This is a genomic window from Vibrio sp. 10N.247.311.12 (genome assembly GCF_041467515.1).
Lineage (GTDB): Bacteria > Pseudomonadota > Gammaproteobacteria > Enterobacterales > Vibrionaceae > Vibrio > Vibrio crassostreae_C.
Genome location: NZ_JBFSUV010000013.1, coordinates 56,153 through 82,181, shown reverse-complemented (window position 1 = coordinate 82,181; position 26,029 = coordinate 56,153). Strand labels below are relative to the sequence as shown.

General features: G+C 44.7%; 22 protein-coding genes and 2 tRNA genes. 4 read left to right on the top strand and 20 right to left on the bottom strand.

Going from position 1 to position 26,029, the window contains the following annotated elements; translation table 11 throughout:
* The first annotated feature begins 9 nt into the window (after positions 1-9).
* On the top strand, positions 10-888 hold the full coding sequence (locus tag AB6E30_RS08005; RefSeq protein WP_017059237.1) for a U32 family peptidase: 879 nt from the start codon (positions 10-12) through the stop codon (positions 886-888).
* An 85-nt stretch (positions 889-973) separates the two neighbouring features.
* On the opposite strand, the gene AB6E30_RS08000 is transcribed toward AB6E30_RS08005, so the two are convergent.
* The 17 genes from AB6E30_RS08000 to rlmE all read right to left on the bottom strand — a co-directional run bounded on the left by AB6E30_RS08000 (position 974) and on the right by rlmE (position 19,262).
* On the bottom strand, positions 974-2,311 hold the full coding sequence (locus AB6E30_RS08000; protein ID WP_372103205.1) for an MATE family efflux transporter: 1,338 nt from the start codon (positions 2,309-2,311) through the stop codon (positions 974-976).
* Between the two features lie 89 nt (positions 2,312-2,400).
* Entirely contained in the window at positions 2,401-2,808 is a 408-nt protein-coding gene (locus AB6E30_RS07995) for a MarR family winged helix-turn-helix transcriptional regulator (RefSeq protein ID WP_017056675.1), read from the bottom strand.
* A gap of 153 nt (positions 2,809-2,961) precedes the next feature.
* Complete coding sequence (nlpI, locus tag AB6E30_RS07990; protein WP_017059235.1) at positions 2,962-3,885, bottom strand: lipoprotein NlpI; 924 nt, start codon at positions 3,883-3,885, stop codon at positions 2,962-2,964.
* A 124-nt stretch (positions 3,886-4,009) separates the two neighbouring features.
* Positions 4,010-6,130, bottom strand: coding sequence for a polyribonucleotide nucleotidyltransferase (pnp, locus tag AB6E30_RS07985; protein WP_372050851.1), 2,121 nt, complete (start codon positions 6,128-6,130; stop codon positions 4,010-4,012).
* Between the two features lie 378 nt (positions 6,131-6,508).
* Positions 6,509-6,778 (bottom strand): 30S ribosomal protein S15, encoded by a 270-nt coding sequence (gene rpsO / locus AB6E30_RS07980; protein WP_010436144.1) that lies wholly within the window; start codon positions 6,776-6,778, stop codon positions 6,509-6,511.
* 213 nt (positions 6,779-6,991) lie between these two features.
* On the bottom strand, positions 6,992-7,945 hold the full coding sequence (gene truB, locus AB6E30_RS07975) for a tRNA pseudouridine(55) synthase TruB (RefSeq protein WP_017059233.1): 954 nt from the start codon (positions 7,943-7,945) through the stop codon (positions 6,992-6,994).
* Positions 7,945-8,358 carry a 30S ribosome-binding factor RbfA gene (gene rbfA, locus AB6E30_RS07970; protein WP_017059232.1) on the bottom strand — a complete coding sequence of 138 codons (414 nt, stop codon included), beginning with the start codon at positions 8,356-8,358 and terminating at the stop codon, positions 7,945-7,947. Before rbfA ends, truB begins: the two co-directional genes overlap by 1 nt.
* Positions 8,359-8,492: 134 nt before the next feature.
* Positions 8,493-11,183, bottom strand: coding sequence for a translation initiation factor IF-2 (gene infB / locus AB6E30_RS07965; protein WP_017059231.1), 2,691 nt, complete (start codon positions 11,181-11,183; stop codon positions 8,493-8,495).
* A 22-nt stretch (positions 11,184-11,205) separates the two neighbouring features.
* Entirely contained in the window at positions 11,206-12,693 is a 1,488-nt protein-coding gene (gene nusA / locus AB6E30_RS07960; protein WP_017059230.1) for a transcription termination factor NusA, read from the bottom strand.
* A 35-nt stretch (positions 12,694-12,728) separates the two neighbouring features.
* Positions 12,729-13,184 carry a ribosome maturation factor RimP gene (rimP, locus tag AB6E30_RS07955; RefSeq protein WP_004738265.1) on the bottom strand — a complete coding sequence of 152 codons (456 nt, stop codon included), beginning with the start codon at positions 13,182-13,184 and terminating at the stop codon, positions 12,729-12,731.
* Between the two features lie 234 nt (positions 13,185-13,418).
* A tRNA-Met gene (locus tag AB6E30_RS07950) sits at positions 13,419-13,495 on the bottom strand.
* Positions 13,496-13,548: 53 nt separating this feature from the next.
* A tRNA-Leu gene (locus AB6E30_RS07945) sits at positions 13,549-13,633 on the bottom strand.
* Between the two features lie 16 nt (positions 13,634-13,649).
* The gene (gene secG / locus AB6E30_RS07940; protein WP_017059392.1) at positions 13,650-13,982 is read right to left on the bottom strand and encodes a preprotein translocase subunit SecG; all 333 of its coding nucleotides are present in this window, start codon (positions 13,980-13,982) and stop codon (positions 13,650-13,652) included.
* 294 nt (positions 13,983-14,276) lie between these two features.
* On the bottom strand, positions 14,277-15,617 hold the full coding sequence (gene glmM / locus AB6E30_RS07935) for a phosphoglucosamine mutase (RefSeq protein ID WP_017059393.1): 1,341 nt from the start codon (positions 15,615-15,617) through the stop codon (positions 14,277-14,279).
* Positions 15,618-15,638: 21 nt separating this feature from the next.
* Complete coding sequence (gene folP, locus AB6E30_RS07930) at positions 15,639-16,469, bottom strand: dihydropteroate synthase (protein WP_102319906.1); 831 nt, start codon at positions 16,467-16,469, stop codon at positions 15,639-15,641.
* 88 nt (positions 16,470-16,557) lie between these two features.
* Positions 16,558-18,525 carry an ATP-dependent zinc metalloprotease FtsH gene (ftsH, locus tag AB6E30_RS07925; protein WP_017068905.1) on the bottom strand — a complete coding sequence of 656 codons (1,968 nt, stop codon included), beginning with the start codon at positions 18,523-18,525 and terminating at the stop codon, positions 16,558-16,560.
* A 107-nt stretch (positions 18,526-18,632) separates the two neighbouring features.
* Positions 18,633-19,262 (bottom strand): 23S rRNA (uridine(2552)-2'-O)-methyltransferase RlmE, encoded by a 630-nt coding sequence (rlmE, locus tag AB6E30_RS07920; protein ID WP_017059396.1) that lies wholly within the window; start codon positions 19,260-19,262, stop codon positions 18,633-18,635.
* Between the two features lie 114 nt (positions 19,263-19,376).
* Here rlmE and yhbY point away from each other — a divergent pair, with 114 nt between their 5' ends.
* Positions 19,377-19,673 carry a ribosome assembly RNA-binding protein YhbY gene (yhbY, locus tag AB6E30_RS07915; RefSeq protein ID WP_004738252.1) on the top strand — a complete coding sequence of 99 codons (297 nt, stop codon included), beginning with the start codon at positions 19,377-19,379 and terminating at the stop codon, positions 19,671-19,673.
* 125 nt (positions 19,674-19,798) lie between these two features.
* Here yhbY and greA read toward each other — a convergent pair whose 3' ends face one another.
* Entirely contained in the window at positions 19,799-20,272 is a 474-nt protein-coding gene (gene greA, locus AB6E30_RS07910) for a transcription elongation factor GreA (protein ID WP_017059397.1), read from the bottom strand.
* 512 nt (positions 20,273-20,784) lie between these two features.
* Between greA and AB6E30_RS07905 the strand changes: the two genes are divergently transcribed.
* On the top strand, positions 20,785-21,858 hold the full coding sequence (locus AB6E30_RS07905; RefSeq protein WP_102393174.1) for a porin: 1,074 nt from the start codon (positions 20,785-20,787) through the stop codon (positions 21,856-21,858).
* A 111-nt stretch (positions 21,859-21,969) separates the two neighbouring features.
* Complete coding sequence (gene dacB / locus AB6E30_RS07900; RefSeq protein WP_102393173.1) at positions 21,970-23,397, top strand: serine-type D-Ala-D-Ala carboxypeptidase; 1,428 nt, start codon at positions 21,970-21,972, stop codon at positions 23,395-23,397.
* Between the two features lie 110 nt (positions 23,398-23,507).
* Here the strand turns inward: dacB and AB6E30_RS07895 are convergent, their stop codons facing one another.
* Positions 23,508-24,353, bottom strand: a complete 846-nt coding sequence (locus AB6E30_RS07895; protein ID WP_102393172.1) for a magnesium transporter — start codon at positions 24,351-24,353, stop codon at positions 23,508-23,510.
* Between the two features lie 381 nt (positions 24,354-24,734).
* Entirely contained in the window at positions 24,735-25,922 is a 1,188-nt protein-coding gene (gene tyrS, locus AB6E30_RS07890) for a tyrosine--tRNA ligase (protein ID WP_017059402.1), read from the bottom strand.
* Between the last annotated feature and the right edge of the window lie 107 nt (positions 25,923-26,029).

The window sequence follows — 26,029 nt, the reverse complement described above, 5'->3', positions numbered from 1 at the left end:
GAGAACTCAATGAAATACGCATTAGGCCCTCTACTTTATTTTTGGCCAAAACAAGACGTTGAAAGCTTCTATGAGCAAGCGAAATCAAGCTCAGCCGATATCATCTACCTAGGTGAAGCGGTGTGTTCAAAGCGTCGTGAGATGAAAGCGAAACACTGGATGGACATTGCTAAAGAGCTGTCGGCTTCAGGTAAGCAAGTCGTACTTTCCACCATGGCATTGCTAGAAGCACCAAGCGAAGTCAACATCATGAAGAAGTACATCGATAACGGTGACTTTGCGATCGAAGCCAATGATGTGTCTGCTATTCAACTGGCCAGCGAAAGCAAAGTACCTTTCGTGGTTGGCCCGGCAGTAAACACCTACAACGCACGCACCCTGAACCTGTTCTTGAAACAAGGTATGACGCGTTGGTGTATGCCGGTTGAGCTTTCTCGCGAATGGCTAAGCAACGTAATGACCCAGTGCGAAGAGCTAAATATTCGTAACAAGTTCGAAGTTGAAGTGTTTAGCCACGGCTACCTACCGCTTGCTTACTCAGCACGCTGCTTTACCGCTCGCGCTGAAAACAAAGCTAAAGACGATTGCGAAACCTGCTGTATCAAGTACCCAACAGGGCTACAAGTAGAAAGCCAAGAAGGCCAATCAGTCTTCAACCTTAACGGTATTCAGACGCAATCAGGCTACTGCTACAACCTAGTCAACGATTTGCCAAATATGCACGACTTGGTTGATGTGGTTCGTTTAAGCCCACTCGGCATCGATACCTTCTCTGAAATCAATAACTTCAGAGCGAACGAGCAAGGTCAAAAACCGATGAAGATTGAAAGCCGCCAATGTAATGGTTACTGGCATCAGCTTGCAGGTTTAGACGTTAAGAACATCTAGTTCCTCGCATTGGACTAACCAGCAACAGATACAAAAAAGGTCTAGCATTCGCTAGACCTTTTTAATTCGACTTAAGAAACACGACCTATGCCGTCGCTGTTTCCATCGGTGAGGCATCGAGCTTCTTTATATCTTTGTAGAGCATTACCATCACCACCACACTTAGTGCGATGTTAGACAGTGGGTACGCAATCCAGATCCCCGGTACACCGTACAACTTAGGCATAATGTACAAGAAAGGTAACTGGATCAGCATGTTACCTATAGTCACAAACATCGCCTTGCTGCCCTTGTTCACCGCTTGATAGTAAGCAGCTGCGACTACCAAGAAGCCATCCAGCGCCAGTGCAAACATGTGAAGGCGAATACCCAACACCGTGTACTCAACCAACTGAGGTTCGTCCGAGTTAAAGACTGATACAAACTCACGTGGGAATGCGTTCAGAAGCAGCACGAACGCCACACCAATCAATACCGAACTCAGCATCGCAATCTTAAGTAACTTACGAATGTTCGCTTGGTTACGCGCACCATGGTTGTAGCTCACCAAAGGTTGCATGCCATTGGCGATACCTTCAGCCGTGAGATAATAAACCGTCACGATGTAGCCCAAAATCGCGTAAGCACCAATCATCAACTGGTCGCCATATTGGGAGAACAACGCATTGTGCAGCGCCACCATCATCGAACCATAAGCGTACATAAAGAAGCTTGATGTACCAATGGCGAAGATCTGTGGGATAACCGATAGCTTCAGTCGTAACTCATTCCAACGTAAGCGTAAATTTGCTCGACGTGAAAAGAAGTAAGCCAGACCTAAGCCCGTTACCACAAATTGTGCGATAGCTGTTGCTAGTGCCGCGCCCATCAACTCCCAACCATACAGAGCGATAAACAGGTAATCGAGTACGATATTAATCACAGCACCAACGATCATCAATATCGTCGCTAAATTAGGGCTGTCATCGTTACGCAGTAGAAACGGCATCGCGATCGAACCTAGCGTGAAGACACTAGCACCAATCAGAATGTGTAAGTACTGCAGACCAAGTTCATACACTCGCCCTTCAGCGCCCTGCCAAAGCAAGAAGTTATCAGCAAACAAGAACAGCAATGCAGAGACAATAGGCGTTATCGCTAACAACAAGGTTAAGCCCGTTGCTAAGATCTGCTTAGCGCCTTGAGTATCTTTTTCACCTTGGCGAATCGAGACAAGCGCACCTGTGCCCACACCCACCAACATACCAATACCAAGAATCGAACCAATCACAGGCCACGCAACATTGATACCTGCAAGTCCATCAGCCCCCACATAGCGGCCAATGAAGATGCCATCCACCACTTGGTACAGGCCATTAACCAACATGGCCGCCACGGTAGGGATTGTGTATCGCCAAAATTGACGACTAATTGAGTTACTCATTTCTTACTCTACTTTCATTTGTGAGTCGCATATCAACAAGATATGACTCGAAAAATTAGTTAACAAGGCTAACTAAATATCTAAATTATTTACTTTAAAGCTTTATTTAATAATAGGTTTAACTGCTGAGATTCTTGCTCAGACAAACGGCTTTCCAGTATCTGTGCCATGACCTGATAGATCTTACTTTCTTCTTCCAAGCCGACTTCCGCTTTGCTGGTCAGTACGACCAACTTAGACCTCGCATCTTCGAGCGAAGCTTTACGCTCAACGAGACCTTTTCTCTCTAACCTTTGAACCATAGTAGTTGCTGAAGGCTTGGTTACTTGCATTTCAATCGCCAGATCTGTCAATCGGATCGGTTCAGGAGAGGCTTGAATGACCTTCAAATAGTCATATTCATTGAAGCTCAATTGGCAAATAGGATCTTCATTTACCTGAGTGCGCCATATCTTAGAGGCGAAGCGCTCAATCTTTTCTAAATTCTGGTTCAGCATACTCACCTAATCAAAGAATAGCATTTAGTTAGCAAGGCTAACTATTTTAGTGTTATTTAAATAAAAAGCAATCAAAACGAGATGAAGATCATAAAAAAGGAGCATAAAAAAACCGCTGACAGACAGCGGCTTTTCGGAATCAAAATGTGTTGCTTACTTAGCGTTGGCTTCTTCTTCGGCCTCAGCCAGCTTAACTTGCGCTAAGTGCTCAGCTTTAAGTGTGGTGAAGATACGGCTTAACTCTAAGAAAGAGTAACGATGTTCTACGTATTCATACACGTTAAAAGAAACCGCTAACTTGTACAAAGAGATAGCATTCGCGTAATCACCATTCATATGGTAACGCTTAGCAAGGTAGAAGTACGTCTCTGTTAGACGCTGCGCAAGTAACGTGTTGTCACGAGTACCGGTTAAGATCGCCTTGAAAGCCTGCTCTTCAGTAATGTCATCAAGCATAATCGCGACTAATACCCAACCCCACTGCTCATCACGGCTCTCGTAACGTTTTTGCAAATCAAGCTTAGCCTGCTCTGGCGTCAGCTCATGCTGAATGATGTACAACCACAGAGCGCGAAACGGATCGCTAGGATCGTCGGCATAGTGCTTCATCATCTCTTCATTGGCTAAGTCGTAACGCTCGCCATAGTAAAGCGCGATAGAGCGGTTCCTTTCTGCGTAAGAGTTTGCAGGATCAAGCTCTAACGTAGAATCAAAAGATTCATAAGCCGCATCAAACTCCCCTACCTGCGTAAAGTAAACACCCAAAAGATTGAAGATATCAGGTTGAGCAGGGTTCAATGAAAGAGATTGGTTGAAGTCGAGACGCGCGAGATCACGCAGGCCAACACTGTCGTAGTAGTTACCACGTTCAAATAGCATCTTAGCTCGAACTTCATCGTTCAAATCTGGGCGCTGTAATAACTGACTAAGACGTGCAATTTGAACTTCTTGCTGAACGCTTGGTTGCAGTGGCACAGCCATCGGTGGATAAACCCAACTTGAGGTGTTATCTGATGTTGTCGCACAACCTGTTAGTACAAGCAGTAAACACATACTCGCGGTTTGAAACCATTTCACAAATAATTACTCCTGTTATGACCGCAATAAAAAAGGGGAGCGATATGCTCCCCTTTATAACATGCTTTGTTGACGATAGGTTAGAAATCACTAAAAAGCGATATCACCATCGACACACTGAGAATTACTCAGCAGCAGGTGCTTCGCCTTCAGCTGGCGTTTCAACTGCTTCTTTCATGCTTAGACGTACACGGCCTTGACGGTCAATTTCAAGAACCTTAACAGGAACTTCTTGACCTTCAGTTAGGTAGTCAGACACTTTCTCAACGCGCTTGTCAGCGATTTGAGAGATGTGTACTAGACCATCTTTACCTGGAAGGATAGTAACGAATGCACCGAAGTCAGCTAGACGAGCAACTTTACCTTGGTAAATGCGGCCAACTTCAACTTCAGCTGTGATCTCTTCGATACGACGGATAGCTTCTTTAGCAGCTGCGCCTTCAGTAGCAGCAATCTTGATTGTGCCATCGTCTTCGATTTCGATTGTAGTACCAGTTTCTTCACAAAGAGCACGGATAACTGCGCCGCCTTTACCGATAACATCTTTGATCTTATCAGAGCTGATTTTCATTGTGTGGATACGTGGAGCGAATTCAGAGATATCTTCACGAGCACCAGAGATAGCTTCATCCATTACAGAAAGGATGTGCTTACGTGCACCTTGCGCTTGGTTAAGTGCAATTTGCATGATCTCTTTAGTGATACCTTCGATCTTGATGTCCATTTGAAGTGCAGTGATACCAGCGTTAGTACCTGCTACTTTAAAGTCCATGTCACCTAGGTGATCTTCGTCGCCAAGGATGTCAGAAAGAACAACGAAATCGTCACCTTCTTTAACAAGACCCATTGCGATACCCGCAACAGAAGCTTTGATTGGAACACCAGCATCCATAAGAGCTAGAGATGTACCACATACAGAAGCCATTGAAGAAGAACCGTTAGATTCTGTGATTTCCGATACAACACGAACTGTGTATGGGAATTCTTCAACAGAAGGCATTACTGCTTGGATACCACGTTTAGCAAGCTTACCGTGACCAATTTCACGACGCTTAGGAGAACCAACGAAACCAGTTTCACCTACACAGTATGGAGGGAAGTTGTAGTGTAGAAGGAAGTTGTCTTTCTTCTCACCCATCAGGCTGTCGATGATTTGAGCATCACGTTGTGTGCCAAGCGTTGCAGTAACAAGTGCTTGAGTTTCACCACGAGTGAATAGAGAAGAACCGTGTGTACGTGGAAGAACACCAGTACGTACGTCTAGCGCACGAACCATGTCTTTTTCACGGCCATCGATACGTGGGTTGCCAGCGATGATGCGGCTACGTACTACGTTTTTCTCTAGAGAACCAAGCATGCCGCGGATTTCGCGCTCATCTAGGTTTTCGTCTTGTGCAATTAGAGCTTCAACAACGTCGTTCTTGATTGCGCCAACTTGCTCGTAACGAGCCATTTTCTCAGTGATCTGGTACGCGTCAGATAGACGAGTTTCAGCAAGTTCAGCAACTTGAGCTTTAAGCTCAGTGTTAACTGCTGGTGCTTCCCAGTTCCAAGATGGAGTTGCAACTTCAGCAGCAAACTCGTTGATTGCTTTGATTACAACTTGTTGTTGGTCGTGACCGTAAACAACAGCTGAAAGCATTTCTTCTTCAGATAGGTTATCTGCTTCAGATTCAACCATAAGTACTGCGCCTTCTGTACCAGACACAACTAGGTCTAGTTTAGAGTTTTCAAGCTCAGTATTTGATGGGTTAAGAACAAGTTCGCCGTCGATGTGACCAACACGTGCAGCACCGATAGGACCATTGAATGGAACACCAGAGATAGCAAGCGCAGCAGATGTTGCGATCATAGTGATCATGTCTGGGTTTACGTCAGGGTTGATAGAAACAACCGTAGCGATAACTTGAACTTCGTTTTTAAACGCACTTGGGAAAAGTGGACGAATTGGACGGTCAATCAGACGAGCTGTTAGTGTTTCGCCTTCAGATGGACGACCTTCACGCTTGAAGAAACCACCAGGGATTTTACCCGCAGCGTATGTACGCTCTTGGTAGTTTACTGTTAGTGGGAAGAAGTCTTGACCTGCAACTGCTTCTTTCTTAGCAACAACAGAAACGAATACTGAAGTATCGTCCATAGTCGCCATTACAGCAGCAGTAGCTTGACGTGCAATTACGCCCGTTTCTAGAGTAACGGTGTGGTTACCGTACTGGAACGATTTTACAACTGGTTTTTCAAACATTGTATATCCTTAGCTCTAAAGCCAGACTTTAGATTAAGTGAATAATGACTCAAGACATTACCAATCGCGACTAGTGAAAAGGGACTTAGGATGGTGACTCTTTGTATGTGTTCATACGCCGAATTAAGACCAAATCCGCCTTTGAATAGTCGCGACCTATTGGCCGACATCTGTGACTGTAATCTCTTGAGAGGTTGATTGCCAAACGCTGAAAACGCTATAGGCGGGCGTAGTATAAACTATTTTTATTAGGAGATATATTTCCTATCAGAAAAAGCCAGATGATATTCTGAGCATCCAGCCTAGCATTTTCTTACAGGCACAAAAAAAGGAGCATAAATGCTCCTTTTCTTCAAACTGTCTTTGCAGACATCGCTATTAGCGACGTAGGCCTAGACGCTTGATTAGGTCTTGGTAACGAGCAAGGTTTTTGCCTTTCAAGTAATCAAGAAGCTTACGACGGCTAGAAACCATACGTAGTAGACCACGACGGCTGTGGTGATCGTGTTTGTGCGCTTTGAAGTGACCTTGTAGGTGGTTGATAGAAGCAGTAAGTAGTGCTACTTGTACTTCTGGTGAACCTGTGTCGCCTTCAGATTGTGCGTATTCTGCAACGATTGCTGCTTTAGTTTCTGCATTCAGAGACATAATTCTCTCCTGATAAGAGTAAGTTTATATTTGTAGCAGCCAATCTCTGATTCAGCCGCTACGCGAGCCGAGGATTATAGGGAAGTTTGTCAGTTGGTGCAATAACAATCGAACCCATTAAAAACGAAAAAAGCGAACCACCTAAATTAGGCGTTCGCTTTCTATCTTATTTGCTCGCTTTTCACGACTCAGCGCTAAGATCCGATGTAAGCGCTACGCTTGTGGCTCTTCATCTCTGAAAACAACCAAACGCTTCGGTGCAACTCGGCCATCTTCAGCAATCTGAGCTACGCCGACAAACAGCTTCTCTTCGCCACTTGTCATACGAACCGTGCCTTCAGTTGGCGCACCAGCAACCTGAACTGGCATACCGTGCTGAACTAGGTCAGTCAGTTCCGCGTTCAGGTTTACTTCTGGTAAGTCTTCAACGGCAGTGTCCATTGGCATCAGCAGTGGATCAAGCAGCTCTTTCGGTGCAATTTCTTGCGCCTGTGCTTGCTCTAGGATCTCGTTTAACTGCTCCAAAGTCACCATACGCTCGTATGGGTACTTTGCGACACCTGTACGACGAAGCATGGTCACGTGAGCACCACAACCTAGCATTTCACCAAGGTCGTCGGTAATTGTGCGGATGTATGTGCCTTTCGAACAATGCACTTCCATTTCAACTTCATCACCTTCAAAGCGAAGCAGTTCAATAGAGTACACAGTGATCTTACGAGACTCACGAGGAACCTCGATACCTGCACGTGCGTATTCGTACAAAGGCTTACCTTGATACTTCAATGCCGAAAACATTGATGGTATCTGATCGGTTTCACCCTTGAAGCTCGCAATGCAACGTTCAAGCTGTTCTTGAGTCACGTTAACATCACGTGTCTCTACCACTTCACCATCAGAGTCAGAGGTATTGGTACGCTCACCAAGCTTAGCGATAACAACGTAGCGCTTATCAGAATCTAGAAGAAACTGAGAGAACTTCGTTGCTTCACCAAGACAAATTGGCAGCATGCCAGTCGCAAGAGGATCCAGAGCACCGGTGTGCCCTGCCTTCTCTGCAAAGTAAATACGCTTTACTTTTTGCAGTGCATCATTAGACGAAATGCCAGTCGGCTTATCTAATAGAATTACCCCGTTGATAGGGCGACCTTTACGACGGCGAGCCATTACTCTTCGCCCTTAGACTGAGCTTCGTCAGTGCGGCCAGCTTCTTCTTGCTTACGCTTATCATCGTTCAGAACTTCACTTACTAGGTTAGACATACGCATGCCTTCTACTAGTGTGTTGTCGTAAGTAAAACGAACTTCAGGCGTTAGACGGTGGCGAATACGCTTACCAAGAGCCATACGAACTGGCACTTCATGCTCTTTAAGAGCTTTAAGGCATGATTCAGGAGTTTGCTCACCAACACACAGGAAAGTCACGAACACTTTTGCGTAAGCAAGGTCACGAGACACTTCTACGTCTGAGATAGTTACCATACCAATACGTGAGTCACGAACTTCACGTTGTAGGATAAGAGCAAGCTCTTTTTGAAGCTGCTGAGACACACGTTGTGTGCGGCTAAATTCTTTTGACATTTTCTTTTCTCACTTAGAAAGATGGGGGGCTTGGTAATTACCAGCCCCCCATGGTGTATTCAACAACCGATTACTTATTACCTTTACTAGTAATGTTAGTAACCTTAGTCAATATGTCGAGTCGTACAGACTGATTAGTCTAGAGTACGTTTAACCTCAACGATTTCGAATACTTCGATCTGGTCACCAACGCGAACGTCGTTGTAGTTCTTAACGCCGACACCACACTCGTAACCGTTCTTAACTTCTTGTACGTCATCTTTAAAGCGACGAAGTGACTCTAGTTCACCTTCGTAGATAACAACGTTTTCACGAAGTACGCGGATTGGGTTGCTACGCTTAATCGTACCTTCAGTCACGATACAACCAGCGATTGCACCAAGTTTAGGCGACTTAAATACGTCACGAACTTGTGCAAGACCAATGATCTCTTGACGGAATTCAGGAGCAAGCATACCGCCCATCGCCTGTTTAACTTCGTCAATTAGTTGGTAAATGATTGAGTAGTAACGTAGATCTAGGTTTTCGTTCTGAACCGTGTTACGCGCAGTTGCGTCAGCACGAACGTTGAAACCAAGGATGATAGCGTTAGAAGCTGCAGCAAGCGTTGCATCAGTTTCAGTAATACCACCAACACCAGAACCTACGATGTTCACTTTCACTTCGTCAGTTGACAGTTTCAGTAGAGAGTCAGCAATCGCTTCTACAGAACCTTGAACGTCAGCTTTAAGTACCACGTTAAGCTCAGCAACTTCGCCAGCCGTCATGTTCGCGAACATGTTCTCTAGTTTCGCTTTTTGTTGGCGAGCTAGTTTAACATCTCGGAATTTACCTTGACGGTAGTTCGCAACTTCACGTGCTTTACGCTCATCACGTACAACAGTCGCTTCATCGCCTGACGAAGGAACACCAGAAAGACCTAGAATTTCTACAGGAATAGATGGACCTGCAGTTTCGATGTCTTTACCGTTTTCATCACGCATTGCACGAACACGGCCGTACTCTTGACCACAAAGAACGATATCGCCTTTGTTTAGAGTACCAGACTGTACTAGTACTGTTGCAACTGGACCACGACCTTTATCAAGACGAGATTCAACAACAACACCAGACGCCATGCCTTCTTTAACCGCTGTAAGTTCAAGAACTTCAGACTGAAGAAGGATAGCTTCTAGAAGACCATCGATGTTTGTACCCTGTTTAGCAGAGATGTGAACGAAGATGTTCTCACCACCCCATTCTTCAGGGATAACGTCGTATTGAGCTAGCTCATTCTTAACGTTGTCTGGGTTTGCACCCTCTTTATCGATCTTGTTCACAGCAACAATCAGAGGAACGCCTGCCGCTTTCGCGTGCTGGATTGCTTCGATTGTTTGTGGCATTACGCCATCGTCTGCTGCAACTACAAGTACAACGATATCTGTCGCTTGAGCACCACGAGCACGCATAGCGGTAAACGCCGCGTGTCCAGGAGTATCAAGGAAAGTGATCATGCCGTTGTCAGTATCTACGTGGTAAGCACCAATGTGCTGCGTGATACCGCCAGCTTCCCCAGAAGCAACGTGTGCTTTACGAATGTAGTCAAGTGTTGAAGTTTTACCGTGGTCAACGTGACCCATGATAGTAACAACAGGAGCACGACCTTCAGCGATAGCATCGCTATCACGGTCAGCTAGTACTGCTTCTTCAAGTTCGTTTTCTTTACGTAGGATTACCTTGTGACCCATTTCTTCAGCAACAAGTTGTGCTGTTTCTTGGTCGATCACTTGGTTGATAGTCGCCATAGCGCCCATCTTCATCATTACTTTGATAACTTCAGTTGCTTTAACTGACATTTTGCTAGCCAGTTCAGAAACAACGATAGTTTCGCCGATAGCAACGTCAGATTTAGCAACAGTTGCTGACTTATCGAAGCCTTGCTGCATTGAAGTTGGTTTAGCAAGCTTACCTTTACCGCCACGACCACGTTGGTTACGACCACCACGGTTGTTTGCAGGTTGGTTAGCAGGAGCTGCTTTCTTCTTGCGACGACGAGGTGCTTTCTCATCTTTCTTATCTGCCGCATCTTCAGCTTCACGAGCGTAAGTAGAAGTAGTCACATGGTAATCCGCAGATTTCTCTTGCTCTTTCTTCTTCTTCTCTTCTTCAGACCAACGTTCTTGGTTCTCTTCTGCTAACTTACGAGCTTCTTCAACAAGCTTAGCTGCTTCAGCTTCTGCTTTACGAGTTGCTTCTAGCTCTTGACGAGCTTTAAGTTCATCCGCTTCTTTTTTCGCTTGTGCGTTAGCGTCTGCATTTTTTGAATTCATGTCTTTTTTAGCCTTTTCAGCTTGTGCGCGTTGAGCCTTCTCTTCAGCTTCACGTTTTGCATCCGCTTCACGTGTTACTTTTTCTTCGGCTTCGCGCTGTGCTTTCTCTGCAGCATCACGTTTCGCTTGCTCTTCAGCATCGCGTTGTGCTTTCTCTTCCGCTTCACGATTAGCTACTTCCTCAGCTTCACGTTTCGCTTCATCTTCAATAGTGCTGCGCTTCACGTAAGTACGCTTTTTACGTACCTCTACTTGAACATCCTTACTCTTACCGCCTCCAGCGGCAACACTTAGCGTGCTGCGGGTCTTGCGTTGAAGAGTTAAACGAGTCGGTTCTGTTTCGCCTGAAGTATCGCCGTGCTCCTTTTTAAGGTGCGTTAGCAATGTTTGCTTCTCTGAATCAGTCACTTGATCCGACCCTGCTTTCTTCATGCCTGCATCAGCAAGTTGTTCAATTAAGCGGTCAACTGGCGTACCAATCTCTTCACTCAGTGCTTTAACTGTTAATTGTGTCATACCGCTTTCTCTCCTTGCTGAATTATTCTTCGTCGCCGAACCAACAGATGTTACGCGCAGCCATAATTAGCTCGCCTGCACGCTCTGCAGTTAGGTCTTCGATGCCTTCTAGTTCATCAACGCCTTGGTCAGCTAGGTCTTCCAGTGTCGCAACGCCTTTTGCTGCTAGCTTGTAAGCCATTTCACGCTCAAGACCTTCAAGTGCAAGTAAGTCTTCAGCAGGCTCAACACCGTCGAAAGTTTCTTCTTTCGCTAGCGCTAGAGTAGTCAGTGCGTCTTTTGCGCGGTTACGTAGTTCTTCAACGATACCTTCGTCTAGACCGTCTACTTCAAGAAGCTCGTTCACAGGAACGTATGCTACTTCTTCAAGCGTAGAGAAGCCTTCTTCAACAAGCATTTGAGCAAAGTCTTCTTCAATGTCTAGGTGCTTCATGAAGTTTTCAATAGAAGCAACTGCTTCTTCTTGGTGCTTCTTCTCAAGATCAGCAACAGTCATTACGTTCAGTTCCCAACCAGTAAGTTGAGACGCTAGACGTACGTTTTGACCGCTACGGCCAATCGCTTGTGCTAGGTTATCCGCTTCAACAGCGATATCCATAGAGTGTGCGTCTTCATCAACGATGATTGAAGCAACATCAGCAGGAGCCATTGCGTTGATTACGAATTGAGCCGGGTTATCATCCCAAAGAACGATATCAATACGCTCACCACCAAGATCGTTAGAAACAGCTTGTACACGTGCGCCACGCATACCAACACACGCACCAACTGGGTCAATACGTTTGTCGTTTGTTTTCACAGCGATTTTAGCACGAGAACCAGCGTCACGTGCAGCACCTTTAAGTTCAATTAGCTCTTCACCAATCTCAGGCACTTCAACACGGAATAGTTCAGCTAGCATTTCTGGCTTCGAACGAGTAACGAAAAGCTGGAAACCACGAGCTTCTGGTTTAACTGCGTAAAGAAGACCACGAACACGGTCACCTGGACGGAAGTTTTCACGAGGAAGTTGGTCATCACGAAGGATTACCGCTTCAGCGTTGTTACCTAGGTCTAGAATAATAGTGTCACGGTTAACTTTCTTAACTGCGCCAGTTACTAGCTCGCCTTCGTTATCGATGAACTGCTCAACGATTTGAGCGCGTTCAGCTTCACGTACTTTCTGTACGATAACTTGCTTAGCCGTTTGAGTCGTAATACGGTCAAACGTTACTGATTCGATATCATCTTCAATGAAACCGCCAAGTTCGATCTCTGGGTCATCGTACTTTGCAGCTTCAATAGAGATTTCTTTTGTTGGGAATTCAACTTCCTCAACAGCTTCCCAACGACGGAAAGTTTCGAAATCACCCGTTTTACGGTCAATTTCAACACGAACTTCAATTTCTAGTTCGCTTTTCTTTTTTGTTGCCGTTGCAAGCGCGATTTCAAGCGCTTCAAAAATACGCTCACGAGGAACTGCTTTCTCATTTGAAACAGCTTCTACTACCGCCAAAATTTCTTTGTTCATTAATCTAGCCTCTTAAGCTCTTCTCTCTAGGAGAACTAAAATTTAGGGATCAGGTTAGCTTTCGCAATATTGCTCAGGACGAATTCTTCTTCTTGTCCTTCAACCAATACTTTCACTGTCTCGCCTTCGATAGATTGGATATCACCTTTCCATTTACGACGGTTGCCGACAGCCATTTTCAAAACGATGCTTACCTCGTGACCAATAAATTGTTGGTAATGCTCTGCTTTGAACAGTGGTCTCTCTAAACCTGGTGAAGACACTTCAAGGTTATAAGCCACTGAAATTGGATCTTCAACGTCCATTACGGCACTTACTTGGTGGCTAACTTCAGCGCAATCATCTACATTGATACCGTTTGGTGAATCGATGTAAATACGTAGCGTTGAGTGCTCACCAGCACGAATAAATTCTAATCCAACTAACTCATAACCTGATGCTGCTACTGGAGCGTCAAGCATTTCAGTAAGTTGTCTTTCTAAACCAGTCATTTAACCACTCCAGAAACAAAAAAAGGGCTCAAAGCCCAATTTAAATTCCAAGCAAACATTATCTAAATACATTTACAAATGCTTAGATAACAAAAAACCCCGTATAAGCCGGGGTTTTTGTTGCTGGACCCTTATATGTTAAGTGCCATCACATTCGATATCGCACCTAACTCACAGTGAGGTTCACACTGTGCAAACTTGCTACCAATACAAGCTATATAATAGCATTGAAATTGGTTGCGGGAGCCGGATTTGAACCGACGACCTTCGGGTTATGAGCCCGACGAGCTACCAAACTGCTCCATCCCGCGTCCGACTTGCGAGCATTATACGCCCAACAAGATGTTTTACAAGTTTGTAAACATGGTGCCGAGAGAGGGACTCGAACCCTCACACCCTAAGGCACTAGCACCTCATGCTAGCGTGTCTACCAATTTCACCATCTCGGCATCAAATCTTTACAGATTATTGTGGAATTTCGTCGCCTTGCGCCGGAACTTCACTCACTGCATCATCAGCTTGTTGAATCACCTGACCTTGGGTCGGGTCAATCCATTGTGACTCAGTTTTATGTGTAGACATATTACCAAGCACTAAGCTAAGGATAAAAAATGTAGTTGCAAAAATTGCAGTCATTCGGGTAAGGAAATTTCCTGAGCCACCAGCACCAAACACAGTGTTTGAAGCGCCAGCACCGAAAGAGGCTCCCATATCTGCGCCTTTACCTTGTTGAATCAACACTAGGCCAATTACACCAAGCGCTGCCAACAGGTAAATCACAAGTAGAACTGTAAACATTTTTCCACCTATGTTCCTAATTGTTGAGCCAGCGCCGTTCAAAAAACTATTTTTAAGAACAAGGCTAGCGACCTCCTAACTGAAGGCCGAGCAATACTAGCGAATGCGACGATGGCTGACAAGGAGAATTTGCTAAAAAATAAGCCTTTACCAAGTGAATGGTCAAAAAAAGGTCAAAAGCGACACAAAACTCATTTACGTCTCTTTTGACCGTTATATCTTTTGACCGTGATATAAGTCAACCACTTCTAATCACAGGCGCTATTCGCTGCGCCAGCTAAGTAAAAGGTTAAATTAGCAGTTTGCTTTTACTGCATCTGCAATCTTAAGCGCTGATGCTTGAACAAGCTCTGCATCTTCGCCTTCAACCATGACACGCAGTAGTGGCTCGGTACCAGACTTGCGTAATAGCACACGACCTTTCTCGCCAAGCTCAGCTTCTACTTCAACAACCGCTGCTTTTACCGCTTCAGCTTCCAATGGGTTTGAATCTCCGCTGAAACGAACGTTTTCTAGAACTTGAGGGTATAACGTCATGCCCTGAGACAGCTCATTCAGCGTCATTTCACTATCAACAACTGAAGCCAACACTTGCAGAGCAGCAACGATAGCATCACCCGTCGTCACTTTATCTAGTAGGATAACGTGCCCCGAGTTTTCAGCGCCGATCTTCCAGCCTTTAGCAAGAAGCTGTTCCATTACGTAACGGTCACCAACAGCAGCACGTACAAACGGAATACCTAACTGCTTAAGGCCGTTTTCCATACCCAGGTTGGTCATTAGTGTACCAACAACGCCGCCTTTCAACTCACCGCGACGCAGTGCATCACGAGCAATAATGTAAGCGATTTGGTCGCCATCAACTTTATTGCCTAGCTCGTCAACCATGATGATACGGTCACCATCACCATCAAAGCCAAGACCTAATGCCGCTTTTTCTTCAAGCACTTTTGCTTGCAGAGCACGTACATCCGTCGCACCGACTTCGTGGTTGATGTTAGTACCGTTTGGCTCAACACCAATCGCAACGACCTCAGCACCCAGTTCTTTAAATACAGCAGGCGCAATGTGGTAAGTCGCACCATGTGCACAATCGATAACGATCTTCATGCCAGCTAATGTCATTTTATGTGGGAACGTACTTTTACAGAACTCGATGTAACGGCCAGCCGCATCGTTCAAACGTACTGCTTTACCTAGCTCTGAAGAATCAACACATTCGATGTCTTTATCCAACTCTGCTTCAATTGCCAACTCGATATCGTCCGGCAGTTTTGTTCCCTCAGAAGAGAAGAACTTGATACCGTTATCGTAGTATGGGTTGTGTGATGCAGAGATAACGATCCCTGCTTCAGCGCGGAAGGTTTGAGTTAGGTAAGCCACAGCAGGTGTTGGCATTGGGCCAGTAAACGTAGCCTGAAGACCAGCAGCAGCAAGGCCAGCTTCTAGCGCTGACTCAAGCATGTAACCAGAGATACGAGTATCTTTACCAATGATGACTTTCTTTGTGCCTTGCTTCGCAAGAACACGACCCGCAGCCCAGCCAAGCTTCAGAACAAAATCAGGTGTAATCGGGTACTGGCCTACTTTGCCACGTACACCATCTGTGCCGAAGTAACGTCTCTTATCAGACATATTGATTTTCCTTAATTATGATTAGTGATTGTTATTCATCACTTCGATTATCTTCATCGCTTCCAATGTATCTTCAACATCATGAACGCGAATAATTTGTGCGCCTTTGATTGCAGCAATGGTAGCGCAAGTGACGCTAGCAACCATGCAATCTGCTGGAGCTTTGTCTAGTAGCTTAAAGATCATCGACTTTCTCGACATCCCCGCTAAGACTGGCAACCCAAGCCTGTGAAACTTTTCAAGGTGCGCTAATAGGTGGTAATTATGCTCAATGGTTTTACCAAAACCAAAACCAGGATCCAGAATCAGCTGATCTTTTGATATACCAACAGCCTCACAAGCCTCCACCCTTTCTTTTAAGAACGCTTCAACATCCATTAGGACATCATCGTAATTAGGGTTAGCTTGCATGGTTCTTGGCTGACCTTTCATGTGCATCAGGCAAACGGGCACATTAGCATCGGCGGCCGCTTCTAAAGCTCCGGGCTCTTGCAGTGCGCGCACATCATTGATCAAATCAGCCCCCGCTTCAACGGCTTGGCGCATCACTTCAGCTTTACTGGTATCAATGGAGATCCACACATCAAACTTAGCGCGAATTGCTTTAATGGCAGGAATAACGCGAGCGAGCTCTTCTTCTAAAGGAACGTCAGGCGCTCCCGGGCGAGTTGATTCACCACCAATGTCAATAATGCTAACACCAGCTTGAATCATTCGCTCTGCTTGCAGTAAAGCATTATCTAATGAATTGAATTTTCCGCCATCAGAGAAAGAGTCAGGCGTAACATTGAGGATACCCATCACATGTGGGCGGTCTAAAACGAGCGTTTTATTATGTGCTTTTAATATCATGGAAGGTGGGTCTTAAAGGTAAAAACATCTAGGGCTAGAAACAGAAAAACCCTGAGCGTACTCAGGGTTTTAATTTATAACTTAGCGATTAAGAATCTTTGTTTTGAGCATCATCTGTTTCAGATTTAACTTCTTCAACTTTCGACTCTTCAGCTTTTGGTTCCGCTTTAGCTTCTTCTGCCTTAGCTTCAGGTTTTGCTTCTTCCTTTGTAGGTTCAGCTTTTACCTGATCACCCCAACCAGCTGGATCACGAATCTCTTGCTTACGCTCCATCAAGTCATCAATTTGACCTGCATCGATCGTTTCGAACTTCATTAGAGCGTCTTTCATCGAATGCATGATATCCATGTTATCTTCAAGAATCTTCTTAGCTCTATCGTAGTTACGGTCGATAAGGATACGAATCTCTTCATCGATAAGCTTAGTCGTGTCATCAGAAACGTGCTTAGCTTGGCTCATGCCGCGACCTAGGAAAACTTCACCTTCTTCTTCTGCGTAAAGAAGAGGACCCAATTTCTCAGAGAAGCCCCACTGCGTAACCATCTTACGAGCAATATCAGTTGCACGTTCGATATCGTTAGACGCACCAGTTGACACTTTGTCTTTACCGTAAATAAGTTCTTCAGCAAGACGACCACCGTACAGGCTAGAAATCATAGACTCTAGATGTTGGCGAGACATGCTCACACGATCTTGCTCTGGCAAGTACATGGTTACACCAAGCGCACGACCACGTGGAATGATTGACACCTTGTACACTGGATCGTGTTCAGGTACCAAACGACCAACAATTGCGTGACCCGCTTCGTGGTAAGCCGTTGACTCTTTCACTTCTTCAGACATAACCATTGAACGGCGCTCTGCACCCATCATAATTTTGTCTTTCGCAAGTTCAAACTCAACCATAGATACATTGCGCTTGTTACCACGAGCAGCAAATAGCGCCGCTTCGTTCACAAGGTTCGCAAGATCTGCACCAGAGAAGCCTGGAGTACCACGAGCGATCAGCGACGGTTCAACATCACCTGATAGTGGCACTTTACGCATGTGTACTTTAAGAATCTGTTCACGACCACGTACATCCGGTAGACCAACCACAACTTGACGGTCAAAACGACCAGGACGAAGTAATGCAGGGTCTAGTACGTCTGGACGGTTAGTCGCAGCGATAACGATAATACCTTCGTTACCTTCGAAACCATCCATCTCAACCAACATTTGGTTCAGTGTTTGTTCACGTTCATCGTGACCACCACCAACACCAGCGCCACGTTGACGACCTACAGCATCAATTTCATCGATAAAGATGATACAAGGTGCCGCTTTCTTCGCTTGTTCGAACATGTCACGCACACGAGATGCACCAACACCAACAAACATTTCAACGAAGTCAGAACCAGAGATAGTAAAGAACGGTACTTTCGCTTCACCGGCAATCGCTTTTGCAAGCAATGTTTTACCCGTACCAGGAGGACCAACCAACAGGATACCTGTCGGGATCTTACCACCTAGCTTTTGGAAGCGGCTTGGGTCACGAAGGTAGTCCACAAGCTCTTTCACGTCTTCTTTTGCTTCGTCACAACCAGCAACATCAGCAAACATGGTTTTGATTTGTTCTTCGCTCATCATTCGAGCTTTACTCTTACCGAAAGACATCGCGCCTTTACCGCCGCCGCCGCCTTGCATTTGACGCATGAAGAAAATCCATACACCAATCAGTAAGATCATTGGGAACCATGAGATGAAGATAGTGCCAAGCAGGCTCTGCTCTTCAGGTGGTGTACCCTGAACTTTTACGTTTTGATTAATTAAGTCATCAAGTAGCTTTTGATCATAAACAGGCATGTAAGTTACATACTTAGAACCACCACCACGACGTGTGAAAGTGATTTCGCTGTTATTGAACTGTGCGTCTTGAATCTGGCCTTGGCCAACTTCCTGTACAAACGTGGTGTAATCTACTGCTCTGCCGTTACTTTCCCCAGGGCCGAAGCTCTGGAATACCGACATCAACACTACCGCGATAACAAGCCACAGAATTAAATTTTTTGCCATGTCACTCAAGGTGTAAGCCTCTCGATAACTAATTGTAATTAAAGGTAGGGTACTACAGTTTGTAACCTGTAGCCATGTTGTTAACTCTCACTCTTGGAAGAGAATCGTTAACCTTTGTAACCAGTGGCTACGATAAACACTTCACGAGATCGAGCTCGAGAAGAGTCGGGTTTTCTAACTTTTACTGTTTTAAACATCTCGCGGACGTCCTTAACGTATTGGTCAAACCCTTCGCCTTGGAATACTTTTACAACAAAACTACCATTGGTAGCTAGAACTTGTCGACACATATCCAAAGCTAATTCAACTAAATACATAGCTCTTGGCTGATCCACAGAGTTGTTGCCTGCTATATTAGGTGCCATATCTGACATCACGACATCAACCATGTTTGGTTGTATACGTTCCAACAAGGCATCTAGCACAGCTTCTTCGCGGAAATCGCCTTGTAAAAAGCTAACACCAGCAATCGGATCCATTGGTAACAAGTCACACGCAATGATTTGTCCGTTGTCTCCAACAATCTTAGCAGCATATTGAGACCAACCGCCAGGTGCTGCACCCAAATCCACAATGGTCATCCCAGGAGACAGCAATTTATCTTTCGTTTGAATCTCTTCCATTTTGAAATAAGCACGTGAACGATAGCCTTTCTTTCTTGCTTCATTTGCGTACTTGTCGTCGAAGTGTTCCTTCAACCAACGGCCTGAACTGGCCGAGTGTTTCTGTTTGCTCATTGGATACCTAAATTGGAGGAAAGTACTAATTGCTGAATAAATTATAGTCTTCAGCTTTAGATGGCGTTAAAATAGGTTTTTTCAACCCTAATAGTAAAGAAAATTGGCCGCGTAATGAACCTAAGTACCAAACAAAAGCAGCATCTAAAGGGCCTAGCTCACAGTTTAAAACCTGTTGTGCTAATGGGCGCAAATGGACTTACTGAAGCTGTTCTAGCGGAAATCGAATTAGCTCTAGACCACCACGAACTGATCAAGATTAAAGTTGCATCAGAAGACCGTGAGACTAAGCAACTGATTATCGATGCAATTGTACGTGAAACTAAAGCTGAGAAAGTACAGACTATCGGTAAAGTTCTAGTACTGTTCCGCCAGTCAGAAGCACGTAAAATCGAGATTCCACGTAAATAAGCGAGTTTGATATAAGCTAACTTCACTAATAGGAAGCCACAGCGCTTATCTTTTAGTGTAGCGTGAGAAACGAAAAAGGTCGCATTTAGCGACCTTTTTACTTATCAGAAACAAAGAAAATTCAATTAGATATATTCTACTTTGTCGATTTCGAAGTCTTTGTCACCACCAGGGGTAGAGATCATGACTTCGTCGCCTTCCATTTTACCGATAAGACCGCGAGCAATTGGCGATTTCACAGAAATGCGACCCGTTTTGATGTCTGCTTCGTCTTCTGAAACGATTTGGTAGCGGAACTCATCATCGGTATCCACATCAATCAGTGTCACTGTCGTACCAAAGATAATCTTGCCCGTATTATCCATTTGCGTTACATCGATGATCTGAGCCAGTGATAGCTTATATTCAATATCACGGATCTGAGCTTCACAAATACCCTGCTCTTCACGAGCGGCGTGGTATTCAGCATTCTCTTTCAGGTCACCTAGTTCACGTGCTTCACCAATAGCTGCTGAGATAACAGGGCGTAGCTTAAGTAGGCGATCTAATTCGTCACGTAGCTGCTGAGCGCCACGTACTGTCATTGGAACCTTTTCCATTTTTTACCTCTATGCCAAAGCTTTCTTTGGCCAACATAAATACACCCAACGTATTTATTGGGTGATAGAAACAAAACGATTTGGCTTAGTGTAAACAAACTTTATGGCTAAATCACCTTTATTCCACTTTGCGTTATAAAAGCTTTATCTAGGTCTAAATTACAGACATCACAAAAATGAATAATAACCTCCCCATCAATAAGTGGAGAGTTAAATACCTAAAAAAACAAAAAACAAACAAAATAAACACAGATCACACTTTTATAAAACACACTCAAAAACAACTACTTAAACAAAAAAGAATATAATAAAACAGTGTTCATTTTTTAGTTTTATATCATTTTACTAACTGACCATGGAACTTTAGAGGTAAAAAGTAACCCATGGATTGCACTGGCATTTTCAGACTTCTGTTCTAATCATGATTATGAAGCCTGATTAATACAGGCAATACACAAAAGGGTTCAAATCCTTAATAAAACTTCTATGGACAGTAATTAGGAAATAATAACATGAACAAGACTATGATCGCGCTTGCTGTATCTGCTGCAGCTCTTGCTACTAACGCAGTGGCAGCCGACGGTAAACAAGCTGGTGATATTGCCGGCACTTCTGTATACAGCTCAAACGGCACTTCTCTAGAGATCGGTGGTCGTGCGGAAGCTCGTCTATCGATGAAAGATGGCAAAGCTGAAGACAAAACACGTGTACGTCTTAACTTCCTAGGTAAAGTTGAAATCCAAGACGGCCTATACGGCGTTGGTTTCTACGAAGGCGAATTCACAACTGCTGAAAACGGTGGTGCTACAGACAGCAACAGCGACAGCATCACAAACCGTTACACATACGCTGGTATTGGCGGTACATTCGGTGAAGTTACATACGGTAAAAACGACGGTGCGCTAGGCGTTATCACTGACTTTACCGATATCATGTCTTACCACGGTAACTCAGCGGCAGACAAAATCGCAGTTGCTGACCGTTCAGACAACATGCTTTCGTACAAAGGTCAATTCCAAGATCTAGGCGTTAAAGCAAGCTACCGCTTCGCTGACAGTGATGGCGGTAAAGTAAACGGTGAAATCAACGACAACGGCAAAGATGGCTACTCTCTATCTGCTATCTACGCAATCGGTGATTCTGGCGTTAAACTAGGTGCTGGTTACGCAGACCAAGATCAATCTAACGAGTACATGCTTTCTGCATCTTACCGCATGAGCGATTTCTACTTCGCAGGTGTATTCACTGATGGTGAAAAACAAGCGACGACAGCAACTGGCGCTGAATACAACAACAGATCTGTAGATTACACAGGTTACGAATTTGCAACGGCTTACACACTAGATCAAACTGCATTCACGCTAACGTACAACAATGCAGAAACTGACGGTGAAACTTCTGCAGATAACGTTGCAATCGATGCAACTTACTACTTCAAGCCTAACTTCCGTACTTACATCTCGTACAACTTCAACCTAATCTCTGAAGGCGACAAGATCGGTACAACAAACCTAGTGGCAAACGGCAACGCAACCTCTGCTCAAGCTGAAGACGAAATCGCTCTAGGTCTACGTTACGACTTCTAATTCTGATTATCTAATTGATTAATTAGTTAATTGAGAATCAAAACGCCCGCTATCTAGCGGGCGTTTTTTATATCTGTATACTGAAAACATCAGCCATCCAAGAAATCTTCTATGCGCCTTCTATCCACACTACTTGTATGTAGTTTTTCCATTAGCGCTTTCTCAGTTAACGCTTACGCCCCTTTAGATAAACTGCCTGATGGCAGTAGCACCAGTGTGATTTTGGAATCCCTGAGTGGCGTCTCAAATAAAATGAATTCCAACAGTGATGGCTTCTATCCACCCGCCAGTACTTTAAAGCTGGTGACAGCTTTGGCGGCTAAGTTGGAATTAGGGGATGACTTTCACTACATGACCAGCATTGCCCGTTCTGGGAATGACTCAATCATTTCATTTAGTGGCGACCCAACGCTGCAACGAGAACAGCTTAAAAGCCTTTTGGCTCAATACGCTAAGTCTCAATCAAGAACCATAAAGGGCAACTTATACCTCGATAACTCGACTTTTACGGGCTATCAGCGAGCGGTGGGTTGGCCTTGGGACATTCTAGGCGTTTGTTACAGCGCGCCTTCTAGTGCAATGACCTTAGACAGCAACTGCGCACAAGCCTCTATTTATACAAAAGATAATGGTACGACACGCGTTTATATTCCCGCTCACTATCCGATAGACGTGACGACCACTGCCACCACGGTAACTCGCTCTGGGCAAAAGGCAACACAATGCGACTTAGAGCTCATCACCACACCAGATAACGCTTACAAGCTCTCTGGTTGCTTAGTTGAACGTAAAAAGCCACTGCCACTCAAGTTCGCGATTCAAAATCCAGAACTTTATACCTATCAAGTCGTTACGTCGCTTCTCAAAGAACTGAAAATAGAAGTAAAAGGTGATGTGATTATTGGTAAAAAAGCGAAAGCAGACAAAACCACGTTAGTCGCTAGTCACAACTCAGAAAAGCTTCCTGAACTGCTCGATATCATGCTCAAGAAGTCGGATAACCTTATCGCAGATAATCTAACTAAAACGCTAGGAGCGACATTTTATGTTCAACCGGGTAGCTTCAATAACGGTACTGAAGCGATAAAACAGATATTACTGACCAAGGCTAATATTGACCTCCGTAAAGCGCAGCTCGTCGATGGTTCAGGGTTATCCAGAAATAACCGAATGAGGTCACAGACCATGGCTCAAGTGCTTCGTTATATCTGGGAAAACGATCAACAGCTCAACCTGATTGAGGCTATGCCTACATCTGGCACTGATGGAACGCTCAAATACCGTCAAAGCATGAGAAAAGCACCGATTCAAGGCAACATTATCGCCAAAAGTGGTTCTCTATACGGCAGTTACAACATGGCGGGATACGGATTAGATAAGGCGGGAAAACCAAGCTCTCTGTTTGTGCAGTTTGTTCGTGATTACTTCCCTGAAGAACAAGATCCAGACAAACCAGTGGAAGCACCTATCACCCAGTTTGAACGTGCTTTCTACAAAGATGTGGTCGAGTTCAGTCAAACACAAAGCAAATCTAAGTAATGCTTAGCTCTGTGTAAACTTCTACTTTAATAACAAAAATGGCGCTGAAGACCTTCAATCTTCAGCGCCATTTTTATTTCTCAGATGTATTTAGCTATTTTTATCAGCTTTTAAGCGATTCCTAGAAATAAGTTCACCACAGTGAAGTAGATCCACATTCCTGAGATATCCACTATCGATGCAAGTACTGGGCTCACTAACACCGCTGGATCAAGCTTAAATAGCCTAGCAACTATCGGTAACCCTCCGCCGAGTACAGTTGATATGGTCACCTGAATAAACAGCGCGACCGCAATCGCTAATGCAATCATGTTGATGTCATAACCACCTGTCGATTGGTTTTCACTGAATAGCAAAATGCGCCCAATCATAACTACGGCAATCGCTAGAGCTAAACAAATAGCAACTCTAAACTCTTTCCACAGCACGTTAGCCCATTGGCGTTTTTTCAACTCACCGGTGGCTAAGGCTCGGATCACCAAAGTCGCGGCTTGTGTTCCGGTATTACCACCAGCAGCAGCAATTACCGGCATGTAGATTGCCAAAAGAACCAACTGACTGAGAATGTCTTCATACTGAGCAATGATAAGCCCTGAGACGATTCCCAATAGTGCTAACGCAATAATCCAACCGATACGCTGCCTGACGTGGCTCATGACGCCAGTCGAAAGGTAACCCTGTTGAGGTTCTACCTCAGAGTAGATCAGCCCTAGTTGGTGAGCTAGATGTCGAGAGCGCTTCTCAAAGCCCTGCTCTTCTAGCTCACTAAGTAAAGTCTGAATCGTACTCAAAGAGCATTGCCCCAGCACTAGCACCGCATCTTCGAGCGGCATTCGATTCAAAAGATTAATTTGTTGTTCACGTCCGTACTGTTGAAATGCATTCGATACAGCTTGGATGTCTTGCTCTGAGTACAGAGCTTCAATAGATAAAAAAGTGTTGTTCATTACCGTCATGGCGAATCTCCCGATTGGCAAAGGTAACGACCATCAAAACAAATAGCCTATAGCTAATACACCAAGAGCGTACAGCTAAGCGCACCAAGAGCTGAAAGCTACTGATGTGTCTACTTGTTAGAATCTAGTGTGTGGAAAAGAATGCGGGGGAAAACAAAGATACCCTACCTGAACGGCAGGACAATAGATCAATACCGAGACAGGTTATTCTTCTCCATTCAAACTAGGAGGATGGTCGGTATTGTTCATAAAAATCTCCAGAATTACTGTCAATTTGACAGCGCGCATAGTGTAGCAATAGGCGTTTCAAAGTTTCGTCAATTTTAAGTCAATAAAAAAGGCATCCGTGGATGCCTTTGGTTCAATTATTGATGTGCATTATTACTTAATAGTAATACGAGCAAACTTACGCTTACCTACTTGGTAAACGGCAGTACCTGCTTCAGGCACGAATTTGCTGTCTTCAATCTTCTCGCCTTCAAGCTTAGCCGCACCTTGCTTGATCATACGCATCGCATCAGAAGTCGAGTTTACAAGACCCGCTTCTTTTAGAACGTTCGCAATTGGCAGGCCTGCTTCGAATTCAAACTCCGGCATTTCATCAGGAACTTGGTTCTTAGCAAAACGGTTAACGAACTCTTGCTCAGCGGCTTCAGCATCTGCTTCACTGTGGAAACGAGCGATGATCTCTTTAGCAAGAAGCACTTTAACGTCACGCGGGTTCTTACCTGCATCAACGCCAGCTTTCAGTTCCGCAACTTCTTCAAGAGGACGGAAAGACAGCAGCTCGTAGTAGCTCCACATTAGATCGTCAGAGATAGACATGATCTTACCAAACATCTCGCTTGGTGCTTCGCTAATACCGATGTAGTTATGCGCAGACTTAGACATCTTCTTAACACCGTCTAGACCAACAAGTAGTGGCATCATTAGTACCGCTTGTGGTTTTTGACCTGCTGCTTTTTGCAGTTCACGACCCATTAGAAGGTTAAACTTCTGGTCAGTACCGCCAAGCTCAACGTCGCTCTCTAATGCAACAGAGTCGTGACCTTGTAGAAGTGGGTACATGAATTCGTGGATTGCGATCGGTTGACCACCAGCGTAACGCTTTTTGAAGTCATCACGCTCAAGCATACGAGCAACAGTTTGGTTAGAAGCAAGACGAATCATGCCTTCAGCGCCAAGCTCAGATAGCCATTCAGAGTTGAAACGAATTTGCGTCTTCGCAGGATCTAGAATCTTGAATACTTGCTCTTTGTAAGTTTCAGCATTCTTCAATACGTCTTCGCGGCTTAGCGGTGGACGTGTTGAGTTTTTACCTGATGGGTCACCAACCATTGCAGTGAAATCACCGATAAGGAATGTCACTTCATGACCAAGCTCTTGGAAAGCACGAAGCTTGTTAAAGATAACCGTATGGCCTAGGTGGATATCTGGAGCTGTTGGATCGGCACCCAGCTTAATGCGTAAAGGACGACCTTCTTTTAGTTTTGCAATCAGTTCGTCTTCTGGAATCAGTTCTTCTACGCCACGTTTGATCTCGGCTAGTGCAGCTTCAATACTCGCCATTCTTGTTCACTCCCACAGATTTGGCAAAAATACATTAATTAGACATCTTACTTGAATAGCGATGTATTTTGAAACCAGTTACACTATTCCGTCGTCGATTTTCATAA

What these genes read in the sequence shown, in the direction of transcription:
- AB6E30_RS08005 (WP_017059237.1), top strand. Translation starts at nt 10, where the DNA reads ATGAAATACGCATTAGGCCCTCTACTTTATTTTTGGCCAAAACAAGAC.
- secG (WP_017059392.1), bottom strand. Translation starts at nt 13,982, where the DNA reads ATGTTTACAGTTCTACTTGTGATTTACCTGTTGGCAGCGCTTGGTGTA.
- dacB (WP_102393173.1), top strand. Translation starts at nt 21,970, where the DNA reads ATGCGCCTTCTATCCACACTACTTGTATGTAGTTTTTCCATTAGCGCT.
- truB (WP_017059233.1), bottom strand. Translation starts at nt 7,945, where the DNA reads ATGGCTCGCCGTCGTAAAGGTCGCCCTATCAACGGGGTAATTCTATTA.
- AB6E30_RS07995 (WP_017056675.1), bottom strand. Translation starts at nt 2,808, where the DNA reads ATGCTGAACCAGAATTTAGAAAAGATTGAGCGCTTCGCCTCTAAGATA.
- pnp (WP_372050851.1), bottom strand. Translation starts at nt 6,130, where the DNA reads ATGTTTGAAAAACCAGTTGTAAAATCGTTCCAGTACGGTAACCACACC.
- rimP (WP_004738265.1), bottom strand. Translation starts at nt 13,184, where the DNA reads ATGACTGGTTTAGAAAGACAACTTACTGAAATGCTTGACGCTCCAGTA.
- AB6E30_RS07905 (WP_102393174.1), top strand. Translation starts at nt 20,785, where the DNA reads ATGAACAAGACTATGATCGCGCTTGCTGTATCTGCTGCAGCTCTTGCT.
- rpsO (WP_010436144.1), bottom strand. Translation starts at nt 6,778, where the DNA reads ATGTCTCTGAATGCAGAAACTAAAGCAGCAATCGTTGCAGAATACGCA.
- AB6E30_RS07895 (WP_102393172.1), bottom strand. Translation starts at nt 24,353, where the DNA reads ATGACGGTAATGAACAACACTTTTTTATCTATTGAAGCTCTGTACTCA.
- tyrS (WP_017059402.1), bottom strand. Translation starts at nt 25,922, where the DNA reads ATGGCGAGTATTGAAGCTGCACTAGCCGAGATCAAACGTGGCGTAGAA.
- ftsH (WP_017068905.1), bottom strand. Translation starts at nt 18,525, where the DNA reads ATGGCAAAAAATTTAATTCTGTGGCTTGTTATCGCGGTAGTGTTGATG.
- glmM (WP_017059393.1), bottom strand. Translation starts at nt 15,617, where the DNA reads ATGTCTGATAAGAGACGTTACTTCGGCACAGATGGTGTACGTGGCAAA.
- rbfA (WP_017059232.1), bottom strand. Translation starts at nt 8,358, where the DNA reads ATGTCAAAAGAATTTAGCCGCACACAACGTGTGTCTCAGCAGCTTCAA.
- infB (WP_017059231.1), bottom strand. Translation starts at nt 11,183, where the DNA reads ATGACACAATTAACAGTTAAAGCACTGAGTGAAGAGATTGGTACGCCA.
- yhbY (WP_004738252.1), top strand. Translation starts at nt 19,377, where the DNA reads ATGAACCTAAGTACCAAACAAAAGCAGCATCTAAAGGGCCTAGCTCAC.
- rlmE (WP_017059396.1), bottom strand. Translation starts at nt 19,262, where the DNA reads ATGAGCAAACAGAAACACTCGGCCAGTTCAGGCCGTTGGTTGAAGGAA.
- nusA (WP_017059230.1), bottom strand. Translation starts at nt 12,693, where the DNA reads ATGAACAAAGAAATTTTGGCGGTAGTAGAAGCTGTTTCAAATGAGAAA.
- AB6E30_RS08000 (WP_372103205.1), bottom strand. Translation starts at nt 2,311, where the DNA reads ATGAGTAACTCAATTAGTCGTCAATTTTGGCGATACACAATCCCTACC.
- greA (WP_017059397.1), bottom strand. Translation starts at nt 20,272, where the DNA reads ATGGAAAAGGTTCCAATGACAGTACGTGGCGCTCAGCAGCTACGTGAC.
- folP (WP_102319906.1), bottom strand. Translation starts at nt 16,469, where the DNA reads ATGATATTAAAAGCACATAATAAAACGCTCGTTTTAGACCGCCCACAT.